Origin of the sequence: Aquabacterium sp., assembly GCF_048860245.1 — a bacterium.
Classification (GTDB): Bacteria; Pseudomonadota; Gammaproteobacteria; order Burkholderiales; family Burkholderiaceae_C; genus Aquabacterium.
The window spans coordinates 1-20,274 of sequence record NZ_JBLIZW010000014.1 but is presented as its reverse complement, the minus strand read 5'-3'; the positions used below and the strand labels follow the sequence as shown (position 1 = coordinate 20,274).

Annotated in this window: 19 protein-coding genes, 1 tRNA gene and 1 pseudogene; 17 read left to right on the top strand and 4 right to left on the bottom strand. The window is 59.4% G+C overall.

Annotated elements, in window-relative coordinates; translation table 11 throughout:
* Nucleotides 1-139 precede the first annotated feature (139 nt).
* The 4 genes from ACMV18_RS01700 to ACMV18_RS01685 all read left to right on the top strand — a co-directional run bounded on the left by ACMV18_RS01700 (nucleotide 140) and on the right by ACMV18_RS01685 (nucleotide 5,221).
* Nucleotides 140-613, top strand: a complete 474-nt coding sequence (locus ACMV18_RS01700) for a hypothetical protein (protein WP_420816442.1) — start codon at nucleotides 140-142, stop codon at nucleotides 611-613.
* Between the two features lie 299 nt (nucleotides 614-912).
* Complete coding sequence (gene acs, locus ACMV18_RS01695) at nucleotides 913-2,883, top strand: acetate--CoA ligase (RefSeq protein WP_420816441.1); 1,971 nt, start codon at nucleotides 913-915, stop codon at nucleotides 2,881-2,883.
* A gap of 227 nt (nucleotides 2,884-3,110) precedes the next feature.
* Nucleotides 3,111-3,419, top strand: a complete 309-nt coding sequence (locus ACMV18_RS01690) for a DUF485 domain-containing protein (RefSeq protein WP_420816440.1) — start codon at nucleotides 3,111-3,113, stop codon at nucleotides 3,417-3,419.
* Complete coding sequence (locus ACMV18_RS01685; protein WP_420816439.1) at nucleotides 3,419-5,221, top strand: cation acetate symporter; 1,803 nt, start codon at nucleotides 3,419-3,421, stop codon at nucleotides 5,219-5,221. The genes ACMV18_RS01690 and ACMV18_RS01685 overlap by 1 nt, the downstream gene beginning before the upstream one ends.
* 129 nt (nucleotides 5,222-5,350) lie before the next feature.
* Here the strand turns inward: ACMV18_RS01685 and ACMV18_RS01680 are convergent, their stop codons facing one another.
* Nucleotides 5,351-5,662 carry a c-type cytochrome gene (locus ACMV18_RS01680; RefSeq protein ID WP_374255582.1) on the bottom strand — a complete coding sequence of 104 codons (312 nt, stop codon included), beginning with the start codon at nucleotides 5,660-5,662 and terminating at the stop codon, nucleotides 5,351-5,353.
* A gap of 119 nt (nucleotides 5,663-5,781) precedes the next feature.
* Here ACMV18_RS01680 and ACMV18_RS01675 point away from each other — a divergent pair, with 119 nt between their 5' ends.
* From ACMV18_RS01675 to lgt, 3 genes are all read left to right on the top strand, one after another.
* The gene (locus tag ACMV18_RS01675; protein ID WP_420816438.1) at nucleotides 5,782-6,039 is read left to right on the top strand and encodes a TIGR04438 family Trp-rich protein; all 258 of its coding nucleotides are present in this window, start codon (nucleotides 5,782-5,784) and stop codon (nucleotides 6,037-6,039) included.
* Between the two features lie 51 nt (nucleotides 6,040-6,090).
* Complete coding sequence (gene ilvD / locus ACMV18_RS01670; RefSeq protein ID WP_420816437.1) at nucleotides 6,091-7,941, top strand: dihydroxy-acid dehydratase; 1,851 nt, start codon at nucleotides 6,091-6,093, stop codon at nucleotides 7,939-7,941.
* A gap of 104 nt (nucleotides 7,942-8,045) precedes the next feature.
* Nucleotides 8,046-8,852 carry a prolipoprotein diacylglyceryl transferase gene (lgt, locus tag ACMV18_RS01665; protein ID WP_420816436.1) on the top strand — a complete coding sequence of 269 codons (807 nt, stop codon included), beginning with the start codon at nucleotides 8,046-8,048 and terminating at the stop codon, nucleotides 8,850-8,852.
* A 146-nt stretch (nucleotides 8,853-8,998) separates the two neighbouring features.
* On the opposite strand, the gene ACMV18_RS01660 is transcribed toward lgt, so the two are convergent.
* The 3 genes from ACMV18_RS01660 to ACMV18_RS01650 all read right to left on the bottom strand — a co-directional run bounded on the left by ACMV18_RS01660 (nucleotide 8,999) and on the right by ACMV18_RS01650 (nucleotide 12,202).
* Nucleotides 8,999-9,799 carry an ABC transporter ATP-binding protein gene (locus tag ACMV18_RS01660; RefSeq protein WP_374255578.1) on the bottom strand — a complete coding sequence of 267 codons (801 nt, stop codon included), beginning with the start codon at nucleotides 9,797-9,799 and terminating at the stop codon, nucleotides 8,999-9,001.
* Nucleotides 9,800-9,823: 24 nt separating this feature from the next.
* Nucleotides 9,824-10,735, bottom strand: coding sequence for a nitrate ABC transporter permease (gene ntrB, locus ACMV18_RS01655; RefSeq protein WP_420816435.1), 912 nt, complete (start codon nucleotides 10,733-10,735; stop codon nucleotides 9,824-9,826).
* Between the two features lie 222 nt (nucleotides 10,736-10,957).
* Nucleotides 10,958-12,202: a CmpA/NrtA family ABC transporter substrate-binding protein gene (locus ACMV18_RS01650; protein ID WP_420816434.1), complete on the bottom strand. Its 1,245-nt coding sequence runs from the start codon at nucleotides 12,200-12,202 to the stop codon at nucleotides 10,958-10,960.
* A 263-nt stretch (nucleotides 12,203-12,465) separates the two neighbouring features.
* Between ACMV18_RS01650 and tsaD the strand changes: the two genes are divergently transcribed.
* The 10 genes and pseudogenes from tsaD to ACMV18_RS01600 all read left to right on the top strand — a co-directional run.
* Nucleotides 12,466-13,536 carry a tRNA (adenosine(37)-N6)-threonylcarbamoyltransferase complex transferase subunit TsaD gene (gene tsaD / locus ACMV18_RS01645; protein ID WP_420816444.1) on the top strand — a complete coding sequence of 357 codons (1,071 nt, stop codon included), beginning with the start codon at nucleotides 12,466-12,468 and terminating at the stop codon, nucleotides 13,534-13,536.
* A 149-nt stretch (nucleotides 13,537-13,685) separates the two neighbouring features.
* Complete coding sequence (gene rpsO / locus ACMV18_RS01640) at nucleotides 13,686-13,955, top strand: 30S ribosomal protein S15 (RefSeq protein ID WP_374255576.1); 270 nt, start codon at nucleotides 13,686-13,688, stop codon at nucleotides 13,953-13,955.
* Between the two features lie 205 nt (nucleotides 13,956-14,160).
* Nucleotides 14,161-16,434, top strand: a complete 2,274-nt coding sequence (pnp, locus tag ACMV18_RS01635) for a polyribonucleotide nucleotidyltransferase (protein ID WP_420816433.1) — start codon at nucleotides 14,161-14,163, stop codon at nucleotides 16,432-16,434.
* Nucleotides 16,431-17,186, top strand: a complete 756-nt coding sequence (gene tpiA / locus ACMV18_RS01630) for a triose-phosphate isomerase (RefSeq protein WP_420816443.1) — start codon at nucleotides 16,431-16,433, stop codon at nucleotides 17,184-17,186. Before pnp ends, tpiA begins: the two co-directional genes overlap by 4 nt.
* A gap of 41 nt (nucleotides 17,187-17,227) precedes the next feature.
* The gene (gene secG / locus ACMV18_RS01625) at nucleotides 17,228-17,572 is read left to right on the top strand and encodes a preprotein translocase subunit SecG (protein WP_374255573.1); all 345 of its coding nucleotides are present in this window, start codon (nucleotides 17,228-17,230) and stop codon (nucleotides 17,570-17,572) included.
* Nucleotides 17,573-17,700: 128 nt separating this feature from the next.
* Nucleotides 17,701-17,785 (top strand) — tRNA-Leu (locus tag ACMV18_RS01620).
* Between the two features lie 245 nt (nucleotides 17,786-18,030).
* Entirely contained in the window at nucleotides 18,031-18,390 is a 360-nt protein-coding gene (locus ACMV18_RS01615) for an NADH-quinone oxidoreductase subunit A (RefSeq protein WP_374255603.1), read from the top strand.
* Nucleotides 18,391-18,439: 49 nt separating this feature from the next.
* The gene (locus tag ACMV18_RS01610; RefSeq protein ID WP_374255571.1) at nucleotides 18,440-18,916 is read left to right on the top strand and encodes a NuoB/complex I 20 kDa subunit family protein; all 477 of its coding nucleotides are present in this window, start codon (nucleotides 18,440-18,442) and stop codon (nucleotides 18,914-18,916) included.
* 14 nt (nucleotides 18,917-18,930) lie between these two features.
* Nucleotides 18,931-19,542, top strand: coding sequence for an NADH-quinone oxidoreductase subunit C (locus ACMV18_RS01605; protein ID WP_374255569.1), 612 nt, complete (start codon nucleotides 18,931-18,933; stop codon nucleotides 19,540-19,542).
* Between the two features lie 17 nt (nucleotides 19,543-19,559).
* Nucleotides 19,560-20,274: pseudogene (locus tag ACMV18_RS01600) on the top strand (NADH-quinone oxidoreductase subunit D); the annotation flags it as partial.

Below are 20,274 nucleotides of genomic sequence, written 5' to 3'. Positions count from 1 at the left end.
CCAAGATCAGGCCGCCACCATGGCCGCCTTGAAGGTCAAAAAGCTCAGCAACGAACTCCAGTTATCCCTCCTGTAGTGGCACGCTGACTAGGTCAACCTAGTCAAATCAACCACTTACAGCATTTGGTGTCGAACTCGGGTGCTCACGATCGACACCCATGGCCCGGATGGGTTTGAGAACCGCTCATGCGGGCCATCGCACGGCTTCAACGGATTCGGTGGCGTGGTCCGTTGCTCGGTGACTGCTGTGTCTCGCCTGTTGCAGCACATCGAAGATCGCGGGTGGCAGTCACGCATCAAGGTGGTGATTTTGGGAGATCACCTGGCGATGAAGAACCCTGTCGCGGCGCAGCTGGCGAAGGTGTCGGAGCGTTCGCCCTATAACCTGTTTTACCCCTCTGATCGGCCGGGGCAGATCAACCAACGCATGGCCTATTTTGATTTCTACCCGACCATCCTGTCATTCATGGGATTCCAGTTGGAAGGTGAAAAGCTGGGTTTGGGGCGAAATGCCTTGCATGCATCTGGGGTAGATGAGCCTCAGCGCTGGGAGAAATTGGAAGGGATGCTTCATCCCAGTACGCGTTATGCAAAGTTGTGGGGCGAGCAGTAATGTTCTGAACGGCGCTCTGGCACTTCGCTCGGGTTATATCGGTAAGGGTTATTGCTAGGTTTGGGGTGTGTGGGCTGCGCCCGACAGGGTTCTCAGTGTTATCGCCAATGTCCAAGTGAGGGATTGCGTATTTTTCAGAGAAGCCTTTGCATTTTTTCGTGCTTTGTCGGGAAAGTCCGAGGTAACAAATTCTGGAGTTAGGGGCATTGTGTAGGCCTGTAAGGGTCAACATGCAAGATGTGATGGCTCTTTCAGATTGACACTAGGTGCCACAAGCGCCGACTCCAGGAGCTACAGACATGACTGGTTCTAACCAGACCAACCTCTATCCCGTACCCGAGGCCTTTGCACGTTCCGCTCACATCGGTAGCCGTGCAGCCTATGACGAACTTTGCGCGGAGGCTCAAAAAGACCACGCCGCTTACTGGGCCCGTCTGGCCCGCGAGTTCTTGACCTGGCAAAAGCCGTTCACCAAGGCGCTTGATGAGAGCCAAGCCCCCTTCTACAAGTGGTTTGACGATGGCCTGCTGAACGCCTCGTACAACTGCTTGGACCGCCATGTCGAGGCTGGTCATGGTGACAAGGTCGCCATCATCTTTGAAGCAGACGATGGCAAGGTCACGCAAGTCACGTACAAGGATTTGTTGAGCCGCGTTTCCCGCTTGGCCAATGCTCTGAAGGCTCAGGGTGTCAAGAAGGGCGATCGCGTCGTGTTGTATCTCCCCATGTCCGTGGATGGCGTCGTCGCCATGCAGGCATGCGCTCGCATCGGTGCCACCCACTCTGTGGTGTTTGGTGGTTTCTCCGCTCAAAGCCTGCGTGACCGCATCGAAGATGCTGGCGCAGTCATGGTCATCACGGCCGATGAGCAAGTTCGCGGTGGCAAGACCTTGCCACTGAAGTCCATTGTTGATGAAGCCATCAACCTGGGTGGTTGCGACTCCATCCGTCAGGTTCTGGTCGTCAAGCGCACGGGCGGCAACGTTGCCATGACCGCTGGTCGCGACCTGTGGGTGGATGAACTGTTGGCCACCCAGTCTGACGAATGCGCGCCAGAGTGGGTCGAAGCCGAGCATCCGCTGTTTCTGCTCTACACATCTGGTTCGACCGGCAAGCCCAAGGGCGTGCAACACAGCACCGGTGGCTACCTGCTGCACGCTGCCCTGACCACCAAGTGGACCTTCGATCTGAAGTCCGATGACGTGTTCTGGTGCACCGCCGACATCGGCTGGGTCACTGGTCACACCTATGTGGCGTACGGCCCTCTGGCCAACTGCGGTACGCAGGTGGTTTTTGAAGGTGTGCCAACTTTCCCCGATGCCTCTCGCTTCTGGCGCATGATCCAGTCGCACAAGGTCTCCATCTTCTACACCGCGCCCACAGCCATTCGTGCGCTGATCAAGGCTGCCGAGTCGAATGCCGATGTGCATCCTCGCAACTTCGACCTCGGCTCGCTGCGTCTGCTGGGCACCGTAGGTGAACCCATCAACCCCGCAGCTTGGGAGTGGTACCACCGCGAAATCGGTGGCGGCCGTTGCCCGATCGTTGACACCTTCTGGCAGACCGAAACGGGTGGTCACATGATCACGCCTCTGCCCGGCGCTCACGCCTTGACGCCCGGCTCCTGCTCGCTGCCATTCCCTGGCATCGATGCTGCGGTGGTCGATGAAACCGGCAAGGAAGTGCCATGGGGGCAAGGCGGTGTGCTGGTTGTGCGCAAGCCCTGGCCTTCCATGATCCGCACCATCTGGGGCGATCCGGAGCGTTTCAAGAAGAGCTACTACCCCGCTGACTTTGGTGGCAAGTACTACCTGGCTGGTGACGGTGCCATCCGTGACGAGAAGACGGGTTACTTCACCATCACAGGCCGGATCGACGACGTGTTGAACGTGTCCGGTCACCGTATGGGCACGATGGAAATCGAATCTGCGCTGGTGTCTCATCCCCTGGTGGCTGAAGCCGCCGTTGTGGGGCGTCCAGACGACCTGACCGGTGAAGCCATCTGTGCTTTCGTGGTGCTCAAGCGTCCTCGCCCCGAGGGTGAAGAAGCCAAGCAACTTGCGGCCGAATTGCGCAATCACGTGGGTCAGGAAATTGGCCCGATTGCCAAGCCCAAAGACATCCGTTTCGGTGACAACCTGCCTAAGACCCGCTCGGGCAAGATCATGCGCCGCCTGCTGCGCGTCATCGCCAAGGGTGAGGTGGTCACGCAAGACACCAGCACTTTGGAAAACCCCGCCATTCTGGACCAGTTGGCACAAAGCAACTGATGGTCTGACGGGCATCGACCTACCCGGCTGATGCCCGCTTAGACCCCTCACCAAGCGCCTCGCAGCCAGGTTTTATGACCTGGCTTGGGATGGTGTTGCCTGAATCAGGCAATTCGATCCCGGGGACATGCCGTTTGGTCAGGCCAGCTCGATCGCGAGACCCCCGCATGTCCCTCTGCGGTCCAGCATTCGTCAAACGAGTCGACACGATCGACCAGGAGTGTGCAATGACAGATTCGGCAATCGCCCGTATCGGAAAGAACCCGAAATACCAAGAGTTGAAGGCCAAACGTAGCTCGTTTGGATGGACCTTGGCCATCGTGATGTTGATCGTCTATTACGGCTTCATCGCTTTGATCGCTTTCAACAAACCTTTCTTGGCACAGCGCTTGGGCGCCGGTGTCACCACCCTCGGCGTGCCGTTGGGGATGGGTGTCATCGTGTTCACGGTGCTGATTACCGGCTTTTATGTGCGCCGTGCGAACACCGAGTTCGACGCACTGACAGCTGAAATCCTGAAAGAGGAGTCCAAGTGATGTTCGGAAATAAAAAAGCACTCCTCGCGCTGGCTGGCCTGATGGCCGCTGGTGGGGCGATGGCGGCGGGTGGTGACCTGGGTCAGACGACCAAGCAGGCCACCAACTACACCGCCATCATCATGTTTGCCGTGTTCGTGGCCGCAACGCTGTGGATCACGAAATGGGCGGCTGCCAAGACGCGTTCGGCAGCCGACTTTTACACGGGTGGCGGCGGCATCACCGGCTTCCAGAACGGTTTGGCCATCGCTGGTGACTACATGTCGGCGGCGTCGTTCCTGGGTATCACCGCAGCGGTGATGGCCAGTGGCTTTGATGGCCTGCTGTACTCCATCGGCTTCCTGGTGGGCTGGCCTATCATCACTTTCCTGATGGCGGAGCGTCTGCGTAACCTCGGCAAGTTCACCTTTGCTGACGTGGCAGGCTATCGCTTCAAGCAAGGCCCCATCCGTGCCTTTGCGGCCTCGGGTACCTTGGTGGTGGTGGCTTTCTACCTGATTGCTCAGATGGTGGGCGCAGGCTCGCTGATCAAACTGCTGTTCGGCCTGGATTACTGGGTTGCAGTGGTGCTGGTGGGCGTGCTGATGATGGTGTACGTGTTGTTCGGTGGCATGACCGCGACGACCTGGGTGCAGATCATCAAGGCTTGCTTGCTGTTGTCTGGCGTGACCTTCATGGCCTTCATGGTGCTGAGCCAGTTCGGTTTCTCGCCTGAGGCACTGTTTGCCAAGGGTGTGGAAGTCAAGGCGATGCTGTCCGCGAAGGGCAAGGATGTGGCTTTGGCTGCAGCCGCTTCTGCCGCAGCCGCTGCCTCATCGCCAGAGGCGGTCGCCAGTGCTGCATCCGCTCTGGAAGCTGCACAGAAGATCGATCCGGCCAAGGTGGGTCAAGGCATCATGGGCCCCGGTGGCTTCATCAAGGACCCCATCTCCGCCATCAGCTTCGGCATGGCTCTGATGTTCGGTACCGCTGGCCTGCCTCACATCCTGATGCGCTTCTTCACGGTGCCTGATGCCAAGGAAGCTCGCAAGTCGGTGTTCTGGGCGACCACCTGGATCGGCTACTTCTACATCCTGATCTTCATCATTGGCTTCGGCGCGATCACGCTGGTTCTGACGAACCCCGAGTTCCTCGATGCCAAGGGTGGATTGAAGGGCGGTGCCAACATGGCTGCGGTGCTGGTCGCCAAGGTCGTCGGTGGTGACGTGTTCTTCGGCTTCATCTCGGCGGTGGCTTTCGCAACCATCCTCGCGGTGGTGGCAGGTCTGACACTGTCCGGTGCCTCGGCGGTGTCGCACGACATCTACGCTGTGGTGCTGAAGAAGGGCAAGGCTGACAGCGCATCCGAGCTGAAAGTGTCCCGCCTGACGACTGCTGCGCTGGGTGTGATCGCTGTGGCGCTGGGTATTGCGTTCGAGAAGCAGAACATTGCCTTCATGGTGTCGCTGGCCTTCGCGGTTGCCGCATCGGCCAACTTCCCTGTGCTCTTCCTGTCCATGATGTGGAAGGGTTGCACCACCAAGGGCGCTGTGATCGGTGGCTTCCTGGGCTTGATCAGCTCCGTGGGTCTGACCATCGTGTCGCCTGCCGTGTGGGAGGCAACGCTGGGCTATGCCAAGGGCTCTGCATGGTTCCAGTACAGCTCGCCTGCACTGTTCTCCATGACGATTGGCTTTGTGGGCGTCTGGTTGTTCTCGATCTTGGACAACAGCGACCAAGCCAAGAAGGAACGTGCTGATTTCGAAGCGCAGCAAATTCGCTCCGAAACCGGTATGGGTGCAGAAGGTCCTTCCGGCCACTGATCCCCGGACTGTGACTCAGTCACAGAAAGGCCGACGAAAGTCGGCCTTTTTCATTTGGGCCGACGCCCCAAAAGAAAAAGCCCGCAACGCAAGTTGCGGGCTTTGTGTGCGCGAGCGAGTTCTGAAGAATTACTTCAGAGACAGAACCCAAGCCACCAATTGCTTGGCTTCGGCTTCGGTCACGTTGTTGGCGGGCATCGGGACAGGGCCCCAAGTGCCGGCACCGCCCTTGATCACCTTCTGAACCAGCTGGGCATCAGCGCCTTTTTGGCCCTTGTACTTCTTGGCCACGTCCTTGTAGGAGGGGCCAACGAGCTTGTTGTCAACGCCGTGGCATGCCAGGCAGCCCTTTTTCTGGGCCAAGTCTTGGTTGGCCAGAGCGGGTGCGGCTGTGATGGCGGTCAAAGCCAGTGCAGTCAGGGCGGAGGCGAGGACTTTCATAGTGATTCCTTCTGCTTCAGTCAATTACAGTTGAGGGGTGTTTCTTTAACGCCGAAACAACGGGGCCGTTGACATATTACGCCGGTCCTGAATTGTGTTTCAAACGTAAAGGGTAAATCATGTGGCTTGTCGTCGTGGGCGTCTTGATGTTGATCATGAATTTCGCTGGTATCGGGCCGATTGGTGCCTGGACCTGGGGTGATCGCTGGTGGGCCATGCTGTTGCCCTTTTTGCTGGCCGTGTTGTGGTGGTCTTGGTCAGACTGGTCCGGCCTGACGCGCCGTCGTGAGATGGACAAGATCGATGCCAAGCGCGAAGCCCGTCGCCAGAAAAGCCTGGACGCTTTGGGCTTGCAAGACAAGAACAAGCGGCGTTGATGCTCAACAGATAAAATCTCTTTTTTACCGAATCCAGTCCGGAGTCATTTCATGCCTCAGTATCGTTCCCGTACCTCAACCGCCGGTCGCAATATGGCTGGCGCCCGTGCCTTGTGGCGTGCCACAGGCATGAAGGACGGTGACTTCGAGAAGCCGATCATCGCCATCGCCAACAGCTTCACGCAGTTCGTGCCAGGTCACGTCCACCTCAAGGACTTGGGTCAACTGGTCGCGCGCGAGATCGAGGCGGCCGGTGGTGTTGCCAAAGAATTCAACACCATCGCGGTGGACGATGGCATTGCCATGGGCCATGGCGGCATGCTGTATTCGCTGCCATCGCGTGACCTGATCGCTGACAGCGTCGAATACATGTGCAATGCCCACACCGCCGACGCGCTGGTGTGCATCTCCAACTGCGACAAGATCACACCCGGCATGTTGATGGCCGCGCTGCGACTGAATATCCCTGTGATCTTCGTGTCCGGTGGTCCGATGGAGGCCGGCAAGGCCAAGATCGAAGGCAAGGTCATCGCGCTGGACTTGGTGGACGCCATGGTCAAGGCCGCGGACAAGACCTGCTCCGATGAAGAAGTGAATGTGGTCGAGCGCTCTGCCTGCCCGACCTGCGGTTCGTGCTCGGGCATGTTTACGGCTAACTCGATGAACTGCCTGACCGAGGCTTTGGGCTTGTCTCTGCCCGGTAACGGCACGATCGTGGCCACCCACGCCGACCGCGAAAAGCTGTTCCGTCAAGCGGGCCGCACCATTGTGGAGTTGGCCAAGCGCTACTACGAGCAGGACGATGAGTCGGCCTTGCCGCGCAACATCGCCACCTTCCAAGCCTTTGAAAACGCTGTTGCCTTGGATGTGGCGATGGGCGGTTCGACCAACACCGTGTTGCACCTGCTGGCTGCCGCGCGCGAAGCCGGTGTCAACTTCACCATGGCCGACATCGACCGCATGTCTCGCAAGGTGCCTTGCCTGAGCAAGGTGGCCCCTGCGGTGCCTGACGTGCACATCGAGGACGTGCACCGTGCGGGCGGCATCATGGCCATCCTGGGCGAGTTGGCCCGTGGCGGTCTGCTGCACACCGATGTGCCCACCGTTCACAGCCCCACCATGGCCGACGCCATTGCCAAATGGGACGTGACGGTCACGAACGACGAGGCCGTGCACAACTTCTACAAGGCCGCCCCAGGTGGCATCCCCACGCAGGTGGCCTTCTCGCAAGACAGTCGCTGGAAGGCGTTGGATCTGGATCGTGAAAAGGGCGTGATCCGCTCCAAGACCCATGCGTTCACCGCTGATGGCGGCTTGGCTGTGCTCTACGGCAACATCGCAGAAAAAGGCTGTATCGTCAAAACCGCTGGTGTGGATGAATCCATCTGGAAGTTCACCGGCAAGGCGCGTGTGTACGAAAGCCAGGATGACGCAGTCGCAGGCATCCTGGGTGAAGAGGTGCAGGCCGGCGATGTGGTCATCATTCGCTACGAAGGCCCCAAGGGCGGTCCTGGCATGCAGGAAATGCTGTATCCCACTTCCTACCTGAAGAGCCGTGGTCTGGGTAAAGCCTGCGCTTTGCTGACCGATGGTCGCTTCTCGGGCGGTACATCGGGTCTGTCGATCGGTCATGCCTCACCTGAGGCCGCTTGTGGTGGCGCCATCGCCCTGGTGGAAGATGGCGATACCATCGAAATCGACATCCCCAACCGTCGTATCCATTTGGCCATCAGCGATGCCGACATGGCCGTGCGCCGTGCCAACATGGAAGCCAAGGGTGCCTTGGCCTGGAAGCCCGCCAACCGTGAGCGCGTGGTGTCCGCAGCCCTGCAGGCTTATGCTCTGTTGACCACCTCGGCCGATACCGGCGCGGTGCGTGACTTGACGCAGTTGAAGCGCTGAGTCGCTCGGGCGCACGTCCCCCGTGTGTCCTGCTGAGCGCAATCAGGCCCGTCTTGGACGGGCCTTTTTTCTTTTGACACACAACATCGGTTATCGTTCGCGCCATGCTGATTCATCCCCAATTTGATCCGATCGCCATCGCCCTGGGTCCCCTCAAGGTGCATTGGTATGGCCTGACTTATCTCATGGCGTTTGCCGGCTTTTATGTCTTGGCTGCGCTGCGCATTCGGCAACCAGCATTTGCGCAGCGGGGATGGACACGCCAGATGGTCGAGGACATGCTCTTTTTTGGCGTGATGGGGGTGGTGCTGGGCGGCAGGCTGGGTTATGTGCTGTTCTACAAGCCCGATTACTACCTGACTCATCCAGGCGAGATTCTGGCGGTCTGGCAAGGCGGGATGGCGTTTCATGGTGGCCTGCTGGGGGTGATCGGGGCCATGGCCTTCTACGCTTGGCGCCAAGGTAAGCACTTTTTTGAAGTGGCGGATTTGGTCGCCCCTTGCGTTCCTGTGGGCTTGGCGGCCGGGCGCATTGGCAACTTCATCAATGGTGAGTTGTGGGGCAGGGCGGCCGACCCGTCCTTGCCGTGGGCGATGATCTTTCCGCAGTCGGGTACCGACACGCCACGCCATCCTTCTCAGCTGTATCAGTTCAGCCTGGAAGGCATGCTGCTGTTTGTGTTGCTCTGGTGGTATGCCCGTTCACAGCGTCCGCAAGGTGCGGTGGCTGGCATGTTCCTGATGGGCTATGGCGCCTTCCGTTTTGTGGCGGAGTACTTCCGCGAGCCAGACAGCTTCCTCGGCTTGCTGGCGCTCAACATGAGCATGGGCCAGTGGCTGTGCGTTCCCATGATGGTGTTGGGCGCACTGTTTTGGGGGATGGCTCAAAAAAATGCCTTCCAGTCCAAGTGAACTGGAAGGCCTAAAGAGGTCTGTGGCGTTTCGCGGACCCACTGACCCCCGCTGAGGAAGACGGGCTGGCTCTGGCGAATCAACCCGTCCCATTCACTCAAGCAAGGGGTGTGCCAGAATTTGATGTGTGCAAATTCTGGTTGGGGTCAAGCCGCTTGTTTGTGTGACACGCCGTGGCGCGTGTACAGGAAGTCCAGAACCGCTTTGCGGCAGGCCATGTAAGTTGGATCTTCGGCCAAGGTCACGCGATTGCGCGGGCGCGCCAATGGCACGTCCAGGATCTCGCCAATGGTGGCGGCGGGGCCGTTCGTCATCATCACGATGCGATCAGACAGCAGCACCGCCTCGTCCACATCGTGCGTCACCATGACGACTGTGCTCTTGGTTCTTGCCACGATTTTGAGCAGCTCGTCCTGAAGGTGAGCGCGGGTGAGGGCGTCCAACGCACCAAATGGCTCGTCCATCAGCAGCACTTTGGGCTCCATTGCCAGCGCACGTGCAATGCCAACGCGCTGCTTCATGCCGCCCGAGATTTCATTCGGGCGCTTGTGGGTTGCGTGCGCCATGTTGACCAGCTCAAGCGCTTCCTGGGTGCGCTTCTTCAGTTGGTCCTTGCTTTCCTTGCCGCCAAACACGCGTTCCACCGCGAGGTAGACGTTGTCGAAGCAGGTCAACCAAGGCAGGAGCGAGTGGTTCTGAAACACCATGGCTCGCTCTGGCCCTGGCCCTGCAATTTCCTTGTTGTCGCAGATGAGCCCGCCGTCGGTGGGCAGCAGCAACCCGGCAATCAGGTTCAGCAGCGTCGACTTGCCGCACCCCGAGTGTCCGATCAGGGCGATGAACTCACCTTTGTCGATGCCCAGATGGATGTCGCGCAGGGCATGGAAACGCCCCTTTTTGGTGTTGAACACCATTTCGGCGCCTTGAATGTCAATGAACTTGCTCATGTCTGACTCCTTGATGGTGGTGGATCACTCAAAGCTGAAACGCTTGGCCAGGCTGACGAGCGCTTGCTCCAGCAGCAGACCGACGATGCCGATCACGAAGATCGCAATGATGATGTGCTGGACATTGAGGTTGTTCCATTCATCCCAGACCCAGAAGCCGATGCCGACGCCGCCAGTCAGCATTTCTGCGGCCACGATCACCAGCCAGGCCGTGCCCACCGACAAGCGAACGCCGGTCAGCATGTAGGGCAGTACGGAGGGAAAGAGGATCTTGGTGGTGATCTTCCATTCCGACAGGTTCAGAACCTTGGCCACGTTCAGGTAGTCCTCGGGCACGCTTTGCACGCCCACGGCGGTGTTGATGATCATCGGCCAGATGGAGCAGATGAAAATCGTCCAGATGGCTGCGGGATCCGCTGACTTGAAGACCATCAGGCCGATGGGCAGCCAGGCGAGCGGCGAGACCGGGCGCAGCAGGCTGATGATCGGGTTGAGCATGCTGCTGGCGATCTTGGAGCGGCCGATCAGGAAGCCCATGGGGATGCCGACCAAAGCGGCCAGGCCAAAGCCCATGGCCACACGCTTGAGCGAAAACAGGATGTTCCAGCCAATGCCCTGGTCGTTGGGGCCATTGCTGTAAAACGGGTCAGAGAACAGGGTGACAGCGGCATCCCATGTTGCTGCCGGGGTGGGGAAGGCGCTGCCTTCCTTCATGGTGAGCAGGCCCCAGATGGCGATGAGCAGGGCAATGCCTGCCAAAGGGGACAGCAAGCGCAAGGCCCAGCCGCTCCAGTCAATGGCGGGTTGGGTGCTGGCTTGGTTTGCTTGGGTGGGCTCTGTGGGCATGACGGGTGTGGCGTTGGGCTTGATGCTGACGGCATCTGCGCGCAAGGCGTCGCTGGCTTCGGTGGGGCTGTGAAATACGGCGCTGACCATGGTGGGCTCCTGGCGTCAACAAAAAGAATCAAGGGTGGGCAGGTCCTGCCCGTTCGTTGATCGGTAAAAGTGGCTTGCGGGGCCATCCTGATCGGATGACCTGGTCTGGTGCGGGTGTCGCACCGCCGGTGCCTTCGTGGGCGCCCCGGCAGGCCGGTCTCAGCGGGACTCAGTGAACAATGCGAAACGAACGAATCGGGCAGGTTGCAACCAAAAGTGGGGTCAGGCTTTCAGCTTGAAGCTGTCGGCGTACTTTTTCGGGTCCTTGCCATCCCAAACGGTGCCGTCAATCAGCTTGCTGGTGCGCATCACGTCCTTGGGAATGGCCGCGCCCACTGCGGAGGCAGCCTGCTTGTACAGATCAATCTTGTTGACTTGCTTGGCGATGGCCAGGTAATCCGGGTGGTCCTTCAGCAGGCCCCAGCGCTTGTGCTGGGTCATGAACCACATGCCGTCGCTCAGGTACGGGAAGTTGACCTTGCCGTCATTGAAGAACTTCATGTGGTTCGGGTCGTCCCATGTCTTGCCCAGACCGTTTTGATAACGGCCGAGGATGCGCTGGTTGATCGCGTCGACACCGGTGTTCACATAGGATTTGGCGGCGATGGTTTCGGCCATCTTCAGCTTGTTTTGTAAACCGGCATCAATCCACTTGCTGGCTTCCAGGATCGCCATGATCACGGCGCGGGCTGTGTTGGGGTACTTTTTGGTGAACTCGTCGGTGCAGCCGAGCACCTTTTCGGGGTGGTCTTGCCAGATGTCCTGTGTGGTGGCTGCCGTGATGCCGATGCCATCCATGATGGCGCGATGGTTCCAAGGTTCGCCAACACAGAAACCGTCCATGTTGCCCACACGCATGTTGGCCACCATTTGAGGTGGGGGCACGGTGATCACCTTGGCATCCTTCATCGGGTTGATGCCATAAGTGGCCAGCCAGTAGTACAGCCACATGGCATGGGTGCCGGTCGGGAAGGTCTGCGCAAAGGTGTATTCACGCTTTTCCGTGTTCATCAACTTGGCCAGCGACGCACCGTCAACGGCTTTCTTGTCTGCGAGCGCCTTAGACAGGGTGATGGCTTGACCGTTGTTGTTCAGGGTCATGAGCACCGCCATGTCCTTCTTTGGGCCGCCGATGCCCATCTGAACGCCGTACACCAGGCCATACAGAACATGCGCCATATGCAGGTCGCCATTGACCAGCTTGTCGCGCACGCCGGCCCAGGAGGCCTCTTTGGACGGAATGATCTTGATGCCGTACTTCTTGTCGAAACCCAAGACAGAGGCCATTACCACCGAGGCGCAGTCGGTCAGGGGGATGAAGCCAATCTTCACCTCCTCCAACTCAGGCTTGTCCGAGCCTGCGGCCCAAACGGCACTCTGCAGTCCTGGCACAGCGCCTACGGCGCCCGCAGCGGCGGCAGTTTTCAAAATGGTGCGGCGAGAGAGGTTCAGATCCTGCGAGTTCATGGTGCAAGGCTTTCCGGGTTTGAAAAACAAAAAAGGTGTCCCCGCCGGCCCCCCGAATCTCGCAATGAGACACGACGGTCCTTCGATGACACCTTTGTCGATGCTTGGGACCCATCTTTGGGCGCCCAAGACTTGCAAAATCGCCGTTGACTTTGCTTGGTTGGTATTAAGCAAACCCTGTGCCAGGTTTTGCGGGTGTTTGTCCGGTCTACACTTCAGGTATGTCTGAAGCATCTGCAAGCAAGTCTGAATTCATGCCCGCAATGGGGCGTCCCTGCCTGATTCTGGGCGTGGAGTCGTCGTGCGATGAGACCGGGTTGGCCTTGGTCTCCCTGCCAGGGCGTGGCGCACCTCAGTTGTTGGCGCATGCTCTGCACAGTCAGATCGACATGCACCAGGCCTATGGTGGTGTAGTGCCGGAATTGGCTTCGCGGGATCACATCCGGCGTGTGGTGCCGCTGGCGCGTCAAGTTCTGGCGGATGCCAACAAGTCCATGGCGGACATTGACGTGGTGGCTTACACGCGTGGCCCCGGACTGGCTGGCGCGCTGCTGGTCGGAGCAGGGGTGGCGTGTGCGCTGGGCGCTGCGTTGGATAAGCCCTTGCTGGGTGTGCACCACCTGGAGGGGCATCTGCTTTCTCCCTTCTTGTCGGTGGATCCGCCTGAATTTCCGTTCATTGCGCTGCTGGTATCAGGTGGGCACACGCAGATCATGCGTGTTGACGGGGTCGGGCAATACGAGCTGCTGGGCGAAACGGTCGACGATGCGGCCGGTGAGGCCTTCGACAAGTCAGCCAAATTGATGGGGTTGCCATATCCGGGTGGCCCCCATCTGTCCAAATTGGCGGTGGGGGGCGACGCTCAGGCGTTCGATTTGCCTCGCCCCATGTTGCACAGCGGCAATCTGGACTTCTCCTTTGCGGGCCTGAAAACGGCGGTTCGCACGCATTTGGTGCGTTTGGGTTGGCTGGATCGGCCCGATTTGTTGGCGGCACCAGAGGCGCAGCCGGTTTTGGCCAATCTCGCCGCCTCCACGCAAGCCGCCATTGTGGAAGTCTTGGTCAAGAAGGTGCTGGCAGCACTGAAGAGCTCAGGACTCAAGCGCGTGGTGGTCGCTGGCGGGGTGGGCGCCAACCGGTCCCTGCGCGAGCAACTGGATCGCGCATGCGCGCGCCGCCAGATCCGAGTGCATTACCCTGAGTTGCATTTGTGCACCGACAACGGCGCCATGATTGCGCTGGCTGCCGCCATGCGTCTGCAAGCCGGCAAGGCCACCCTGGTCACCGAGCCGAGTTTCGATGTGAAGCCCCGCTGGGATTTGGCCGCCATCTAACTTCTTGCTATACTCGCAGGCTTGACGCCTTCTGGGTGTCATGTTCTCGCACGACCGGGGTCGGTTTCACCTCGTGTCGCAAGTTCAACGCAGAAACCTCGGTGCCTGTTCAAAGGCGTCAGGTCTGCACTGTTTTTCAGGAAACAAACATGTCCGTCGCAGACATCAACACCGCAGCCATCATCAAGGACAACGCCCGTGGCGCCAACGACACTGGCTCTCCCGAAGTGCAAGTCGCCCTGCTGACCGCTCGCATCAACGAACTGACCCCTCACTTCAAGGCCAACAAGAAGGACCACCACGGTCGTCGCGGCCTGCTGCGCATGGTCAGCCGTCGTCGCAAGCTGCTGGACTACCTCAAGTCCAAGGACGCTAACCGCTACGTCGCTCTGATCCAGAAGCTGGGCCTGCGTAAGTAAGCACCGCATGACGACAAAAAGCCTGTCTGGACCCCTCCAGCACAGGCTTTTTGTTTTTTAACGCCAAGCACTCGACTCCTGCGAACGCTGTGTCATTCCAATGAGGCTGAGGCCTCAACCTCGCTGGAATGGCATCGCGATTGAGTGACGGCACCCTCGGCGGGCGGCATGTGTCGCCTGTCCAACCCAACCGGAGAACTCATCCATGACCATGTTCAACAAAGTCACCAAGACCTTCCAATGGGGCAAGCACACTGTCACCATGGAAACCGGTGAGATCGCACGTCAAGCCACCGGCGCCGTGCTGGTCGACATCGAAGGCACCACCGTGCTGGCCACCGTCGTGTGCGCCAAGAGCGCGAAGCCTGGCCAGGACTTCTTCCCCCTGACCGTTGACTACATCGAGAAGACCTACGCGGCCGGCAAGATTCCTGGCAGCTTCTTCAAGCGCGAAGCCAAGCCTTCCGAGCTCGAAACCCTGACCTCGCGTCTGATCGACCGTCCCATCCGTCCCCTGTTCCCCGAAGGCTTCTACAACGAAGTGCAACTGGTTATCCACGTTGTGTCGTTGAACCCTGAAGTGCAGGCCGACATCGCCGCCATGATCGCTTCCAGCGCTGCGCTGTCGATCTCTGGTATCCCCTTCAATGGCCCGATCGGTGCTGCACGCGTCGCCTACATCAACGGCGAATACGTGCTGAACCCCAGCCTGTCCGAAGTGGCTCAGTCCAAGATGGACCTGGTCGTTGCTGGCACCGAAACCGCTGTGCTGATGGTGGAATCCGAAGCCGACCAACTGTCGGAAGACGTGATGCTGGGCGCCGTGGTGTTTGGTCACGAGCAAGGCAATGTGGCCATCCAGGCCATCCACGACTTCGTTCGCGAAGCTGGCAAGCCCGAGTGGGACTGGCAGCCTCCTGCCAAGGACGAGGCCTTCATCGCCAAGGTCAACGGCTTGGCCGAAGGTCCTCTGCGCGCGGCTTACCAAATCCGCTCCAAGCAAGCTCGTACGCAAGCTTGCCGCACCGCCTACGCTGAAGTGAAGGCTGCTCTGGCTGCTGAAGGCGTCGAATTCGATGCCGTCAAGGTCGAAGGCCTGCTGTTCGACATCGAAGCCAAGATCGTCCGCAGCCAGATCCTGGCCGGCGAGCCCCGCATCGACGGTCGCGACACCCGCACCGTGCGCCCCATTGAGATCCGCACTGGCGTGCTGCCTCGCGTGCACGGTTCGGCTCTGTTCACCCGTGGTGAAACCCAGGCCCTGGTGATTGCCACCCTCGGTACCGAGCAAGATGCGCAGCGCATCGACGCGCTGGCTGGTGAGTTCAAGGACACCTTCCTGTTCCACTACAACATGCCTCCGTTCGCCACCGGCGAAACCGGTCGCGTGGGCTCGCCCAAGCGTCGCGAAATCGGTCACGGCCGTCTGGCCAAGCGCGCCTTGGTGCCGCTGCTGCCTGCCAAGGACGACTTCGCTTACACCGTTCGCGTGGTGTCTGAAATCACCGAGTCCAACGGCTCGTCGTCCATGGCTTCCGTCTGCGGCGGCTGCCTGGCCATGATGGATGCTGGCGTGCCCATGAAGGCGCACGTGGCGGGTATCGCCATGGGTCTGATCAAGGAAGGCAACAAGTTCGCCGTCCTGACCGACATCCTGGGTGACGAAGATCACCTCGGCGACATGGACTTTAAGGTGGCGGGTACCACCGCTGGTGTGACCGCTCTGCAGATGGACATCAAGATCCAGGGCATCACCAAGGAAATCATGCAAGTCGCGCTGGCGCAAGCCAAGGAAGCGCGTCTGCACATCCTGGGCAAGATGGTGGAAGCCATGGGTTCGGCCAACACCGAAATTTCCCAGTTCGCGCCTCGCCTGTACACCATGAAGATCAATCCGGAGAAGATCCGCGACGTGATCGGCAAGGGTGGCGCCACCATCCGTGGCCTGTGTGAAGAAACCGGCTGCCAGATCAACATCGCTGAAGACGGCGTGATCACCATCGCTTCGTCTGATGCCGACAAGGCTGACTTCGCGATGAAGCGCATCGGCGAAATCACGGCTGAAGTCGAAATCGGTGCTGTCTACGAAGGCGCTGTCACCAAGCTGTTCGACTTCGGTGCCTTGGTCAACCTGTTGCCTGGCAAGGACGGTCTGCTGCACATCAGCCAGATCGCTCACGAGCGCGTTGAAAACGTGACCGACTACCTCAAGGAAGGTCAGATCGTGAAGGTCAAGGTCCTCGAGACCGACGACAAGGGCCGCGTCAAGCTGTCCATGAAGGCGCTGCTGGAGCGTCCTGAGGGCATGCCTGAAGAGCAGCCTCGCGAGCGTCGTGATCGTGGCGATCGTGGCGACCGCCGTGATCGTGGTGACCGCGGCGACCGTGGTGAGCGTCGTGAACGTGCGCCTCGTGCCGAGCAGCAACAGCCTGGCGATCAGGGTGAAGGCGCTCAAGGTCAGCAACAACAGCAGCAATAAGCCGTATGAAGAAACTGGTTGTTGGTAACTGGAAGCTGCACGGTGGCCGTGCCTTCAATGCCGAACTGATCCAGGGTCTGCTGGCAGCCGATCTGGCTGCCACGGCGCCACGTGCAGACGTGGCGGTGTGCCCTCCGTTTGTGTACCTGTCTGAAGTCGCCGCCGCCTTGCAGGGCAGCGCGATTGCGGTGGGTTCGCAGGATGTGTCGGTTCAGGCGCAAGGTGCGTTCACCGGCGAGGTGGCAGGCCCGATGATCCGTGAGGTCGGTGGCAAGTACGCCATCGTCGGTCACTCCGAGCGTCGCAGCTACCACGGTGAGTCCGACCAGTTGGTCGCTGACAAAGCCAAGGCTGCGCTGGCCCATGGTTTGATCCCCATCGTGTGTGTGGGTGAAACCTTGGCAGAACGCGAGGCGGGTCAAACCGAGGCTGTGGTCGGTCGCCAACTCCAGGCTGTCATCGACACCTTGGGTGAGCAATTGCCCCAGGTCGTCGTGGCCTATGAGCCTGTTTGGGCCATCGGTACCGGCAAGACGGCTTCCCCCGAGCAAGCCCAGGCGGTGCACGCTTTCCTACGCGCGCAACTCAAGAGTGCGCTGGCTGCAGCCGCCACCGTGCCTTTGTTGTACGGCGGCAGCGTCAAGCCCGATAACGCTGCGCAATTGTTTGCGCAGGCCGACATCGATGGCGGCTTGATTGGTGGTGCAGCATTGAAGGCGGCTGACTTTGCTGCCATTGCCCGCGCGGCCTGAGCCGTGTCTGCGGCATAGAGACTGATTCAGGAGTATTTTTCATGCAACAAGCATTGATGACCGTGGTGCTCTTGGCCCAGGTGTTGTCCGCCCTGGCCATGATCGGCCTGGTTCTGGTGCAGCACGGCAAGGGTGCCGACATGGGGGCCTCGTTTGGTAGCGGCGCTTCCGGCAGTTTGTTCGGCGCAACAGGAAGTGCGAACTTCCTGTCCCGCTCGACGGCCGTTGCCGCCACGATCTTCTTCGTGTCGACGCTGGCCTTGGCCTACTTCGGTACCAACCGCAACCGTGCGGTGGAGCAGTCCAGCGTGCTGGAGCAGGCAGCCAGTGCTGCGGCGCCTGCCTCTGCACCGGCTTCCGGCGCTGCGCTGATCCCGACAAAATAAGCCCGCATGCGCTCAAACTTGGGCGCTCGGGTGTAAACCGCTAAAATTCGGTTTAGAATCCAAGTCTTCGGTGAGCAAGCCTCAAGCAAGCCGAAGCAAACAAACGAGCGAGCCCAAAAGGTTCACTTGCCGACGTGGTGAAATTGGTAGACACGCTATCTTGAGGGGGTAGTGGCGAAAGCTGTGCGAGTTCGAGTCTCGCCGTCGGCACCATAAGATTTCAAACGAGTCTTTGTGCAGCCAACATGATCAGCGCTGGTTTTTTCCTTCTTGCTGGTTGTGGCGGGTGCGAAGTGGCCCTCTTCAAGGGTGGTCGCGTCGGGCAAAGTACTCAACAGAAGCGCGCTGTGGATGAGGAAGATCGGGCTTGTGCCTGATTCGACACACTCCAGGCGCGCTTTTTCGTTTCTCGTGTGGTCCAATCACGCAACGGTTCAATCTGAAAGTCACGCGACATGATGAACATTGAGCAATATCTCCCCGTCATCCTCTTCATTCTGGTTGGCGTGGGTGTGGGGGTCGCCCCCCAGGCGCTGGGTTTTCTGCTCGGCCCCCGTCGCCCTGACGAGGCAAAGAACTCTCCTTACGAGTGCGGTTTCGAGGCTTTCGAAGACGCGCGCATGAAATTCGACGTGCGCTACTACCTCGTTGCCATCCTTTTCATTCTGTTCGATCTGGAAATCGCCTTTTTGTTCCCTTGGGCTGTTGCGCTCAAGGAAGTCGGAATGGCGGGTTTCGTGGCCGTCATGCTGTTCCTGAGCATTCTGGTCGTGGGCTTTGTCTACGAATGGAAGAAGGGTGCACTGGACTGGGAGTGATCCCTTTCTCAGATAGGCCTGCTTCAGGAATCTTCAAGAGGTAATTCACATGGGTATCGAAGGCGTCTTCAAAGAGGGCTTCATCACCACCTCGGCCGATGCGCTGATCAACTGGTCCAAGACCGGTTCGCTGTGGCCGATGACGTTCGGTCTGGCATGTTGCGCGGTCGAGATGATGCACGCCGGTGCGGCGCGCTATGACATCGACCGTTTTGGCATGTTGTTCCGTCCCAGCCCCCGTCAGTCCGATCTGATGATCGTGGCAGGCACGCTGTGCAACAAGATGGCGCCTGCGCTGCGCAAGGTCTACGACCAGATGGCCGAACCCCGTTGGGTGCTGTCCATGGGGTCGTGTGCCAACGGTGGTGGCTACTATCACTACAGTTATTCGGTGGTGCGCGGTTGTGACCGCATCGTTCCCGTGGACGTGTATGTGCCGGGCTGCCCTCCGACGGCTGAGGCGCTGCTGTACGGCATCCTTCAGTTGCAGGCGAAGATCCGCCGCGAAAACACGATCGCTCGTTGATCAGGAGCCTTTGCATGAGCCAAAAACTCGCTACTTTGCAAGCCGCCCTGGAAAGCATCCTGGGCGACAAGATCAAGCGTCTGGACAACGTCAAGGGGGAGCTCACCCTGACGGTGTCCGCTGCTGATTACCTCGACATCTGCCGCACCCTGCGCGACCACGCCGACCTGAAGTTCGAGCAACTTATGGACCTGTGTGGCATGGACTACTCCACCTACAAGGATGGGGCGCCCAGCATCTACGCCGAAGGCCCTCGCTTCTGCGTGATCAGCCACCTGCTGTCCGTCAGCAAGAACTGGCGTTTGCGCCTGAAGGTCTTTGCGCTGGACGACGATTTCCCCATCGTGGCGTCGGTCAACGACGTGTGGAACAGCGCCAACTGGTTCGAGCGTGAGGCGTTCGACCTGTACGGCATCATCTTTGATGGTCACAACGACCTGCGTCGCATCCTGACGGACTATGGCTTCATCGGCCACCCCTTCCGCAAGGATTTCCCGACCAATGGTTACGTGGAAATGCGCTACGACGAAGAGCAAAAGCGCGTCATCTATCAGCCTGTCACCGTCGAACTGCGCGAAATCACGCCGCGCATCATCCGCGAAGACAACTACGGTGGTCTCCACTGATGCAGGACGCCTGAACCATGTCTGAAATCAAGAACTACACCCTGAACTTCGGTCCGCAGCACCCTGCCGCGCACGGCGTGCTGCGTCTGATTCTGGAGCTGGATGGCGAAGTCATCCAACGTGCCGACCCCCACATCGGTCTGCTGCACCGCGCCACCGAAAAGCTGGCCGAATCCAAGACCTTCATCCAGTCGCTGCCCTACATGGACCGACTGGATTACGTGTCGATGATGTGCAACGAGCACGCTTACTGTCTGGCCATCGAAAAGATGCTGGGCATTGAAGTGCCGGTTCGTGCGCAATACATCCGCGTGATGTTTGCCGAAATCACCCGTGTGCTGAACCACCTGCTGTGGTTGGGCTGTCACGGGTTCGACTGCGGCGCGATGAACATCCTGATCTACTGCTTCCGCGAGCGCGAAGACCTCTTCGACATGTACGAAGCCGTGTCGGGGGCCCGCATGCACGCGGCTTACTTCCGTCCAGGTGGCGTGTACCGCGACCTGCCGGACACCATGCCGCAGTACAAGGTCAGCAAGATCAAGAACGCCAAGACGATCGCTCGCATGAACGAGAACCGTCAAGGCTCGCTGCTGGACTTCATCGACGATTTCACCCAGCGCTTCCCCAAGCTGGTCGACGAGTACGAAACGCTGTTGACCGAAAACCGCATCTGGAAGCAACGTACTGTGGGCATCGGTGTGGTGTCGCCTGAGCGCGCTCTGCAAATGG

Excerpts from the sequence above, each read along its gene's own strand:
- ACMV18_RS01685 (WP_420816439.1), top strand. The coding sequence starts at position 3,419 with ATGTTCGGAAATAAAAAAGCACTCCTCGCGCTGGCTGGCCTGATGGCC.
- rpsO (WP_374255576.1), top strand. The coding sequence starts at position 13,686 with ATGTCCGTCGCAGACATCAACACCGCAGCCATCATCAAGGACAACGCC.
- pnp (WP_420816433.1), top strand. The coding sequence starts at position 14,161 with ATGACCATGTTCAACAAAGTCACCAAGACCTTCCAATGGGGCAAGCAC.
- ACMV18_RS01690 (WP_420816440.1), top strand. The coding sequence starts at position 3,111 with ATGACAGATTCGGCAATCGCCCGTATCGGAAAGAACCCGAAATACCAA.
- ACMV18_RS01605 (WP_374255569.1), top strand. The coding sequence starts at position 18,931 with ATGAGCCAAAAACTCGCTACTTTGCAAGCCGCCCTGGAAAGCATCCTG.
- ACMV18_RS01615 (WP_374255603.1), top strand. The coding sequence starts at position 18,031 with ATGAACATTGAGCAATATCTCCCCGTCATCCTCTTCATTCTGGTTGGC.
- ACMV18_RS01675 (WP_420816438.1), top strand. The coding sequence starts at position 5,782 with ATGTGGCTTGTCGTCGTGGGCGTCTTGATGTTGATCATGAATTTCGCT.
- ACMV18_RS01650 (WP_420816434.1), bottom strand. The coding sequence starts at position 12,202 with ATGAACTCGCAGGATCTGAACCTCTCTCGCCGCACCATTTTGAAAACT.
- lgt (WP_420816436.1), top strand. The coding sequence starts at position 8,046 with ATGCTGATTCATCCCCAATTTGATCCGATCGCCATCGCCCTGGGTCCC.
- ACMV18_RS01680 (WP_374255582.1), bottom strand. The coding sequence starts at position 5,662 with ATGAAAGTCCTCGCCTCCGCCCTGACTGCACTGGCTTTGACCGCCATC.
- secG (WP_374255573.1), top strand. The coding sequence starts at position 17,228 with ATGCAACAAGCATTGATGACCGTGGTGCTCTTGGCCCAGGTGTTGTCC.
- ACMV18_RS01660 (WP_374255578.1), bottom strand. The coding sequence starts at position 9,799 with ATGAGCAAGTTCATTGACATTCAAGGCGCCGAAATGGTGTTCAACACC.
- tsaD (WP_420816444.1), top strand. The coding sequence starts at position 12,466 with ATGGGGCGTCCCTGCCTGATTCTGGGCGTGGAGTCGTCGTGCGATGAG.
- ACMV18_RS01610 (WP_374255571.1), top strand. The coding sequence starts at position 18,440 with ATGGGTATCGAAGGCGTCTTCAAAGAGGGCTTCATCACCACCTCGGCC.
- acs (WP_420816441.1), top strand. The coding sequence starts at position 913 with ATGACTGGTTCTAACCAGACCAACCTCTATCCCGTACCCGAGGCCTTT.
- ntrB (WP_420816435.1), bottom strand. The coding sequence starts at position 10,735 with ATGGTCAGCGCCGTATTTCACAGCCCCACCGAAGCCAGCGACGCCTTG.
- ilvD (WP_420816437.1), top strand. The coding sequence starts at position 6,091 with ATGCCTCAGTATCGTTCCCGTACCTCAACCGCCGGTCGCAATATGGCT.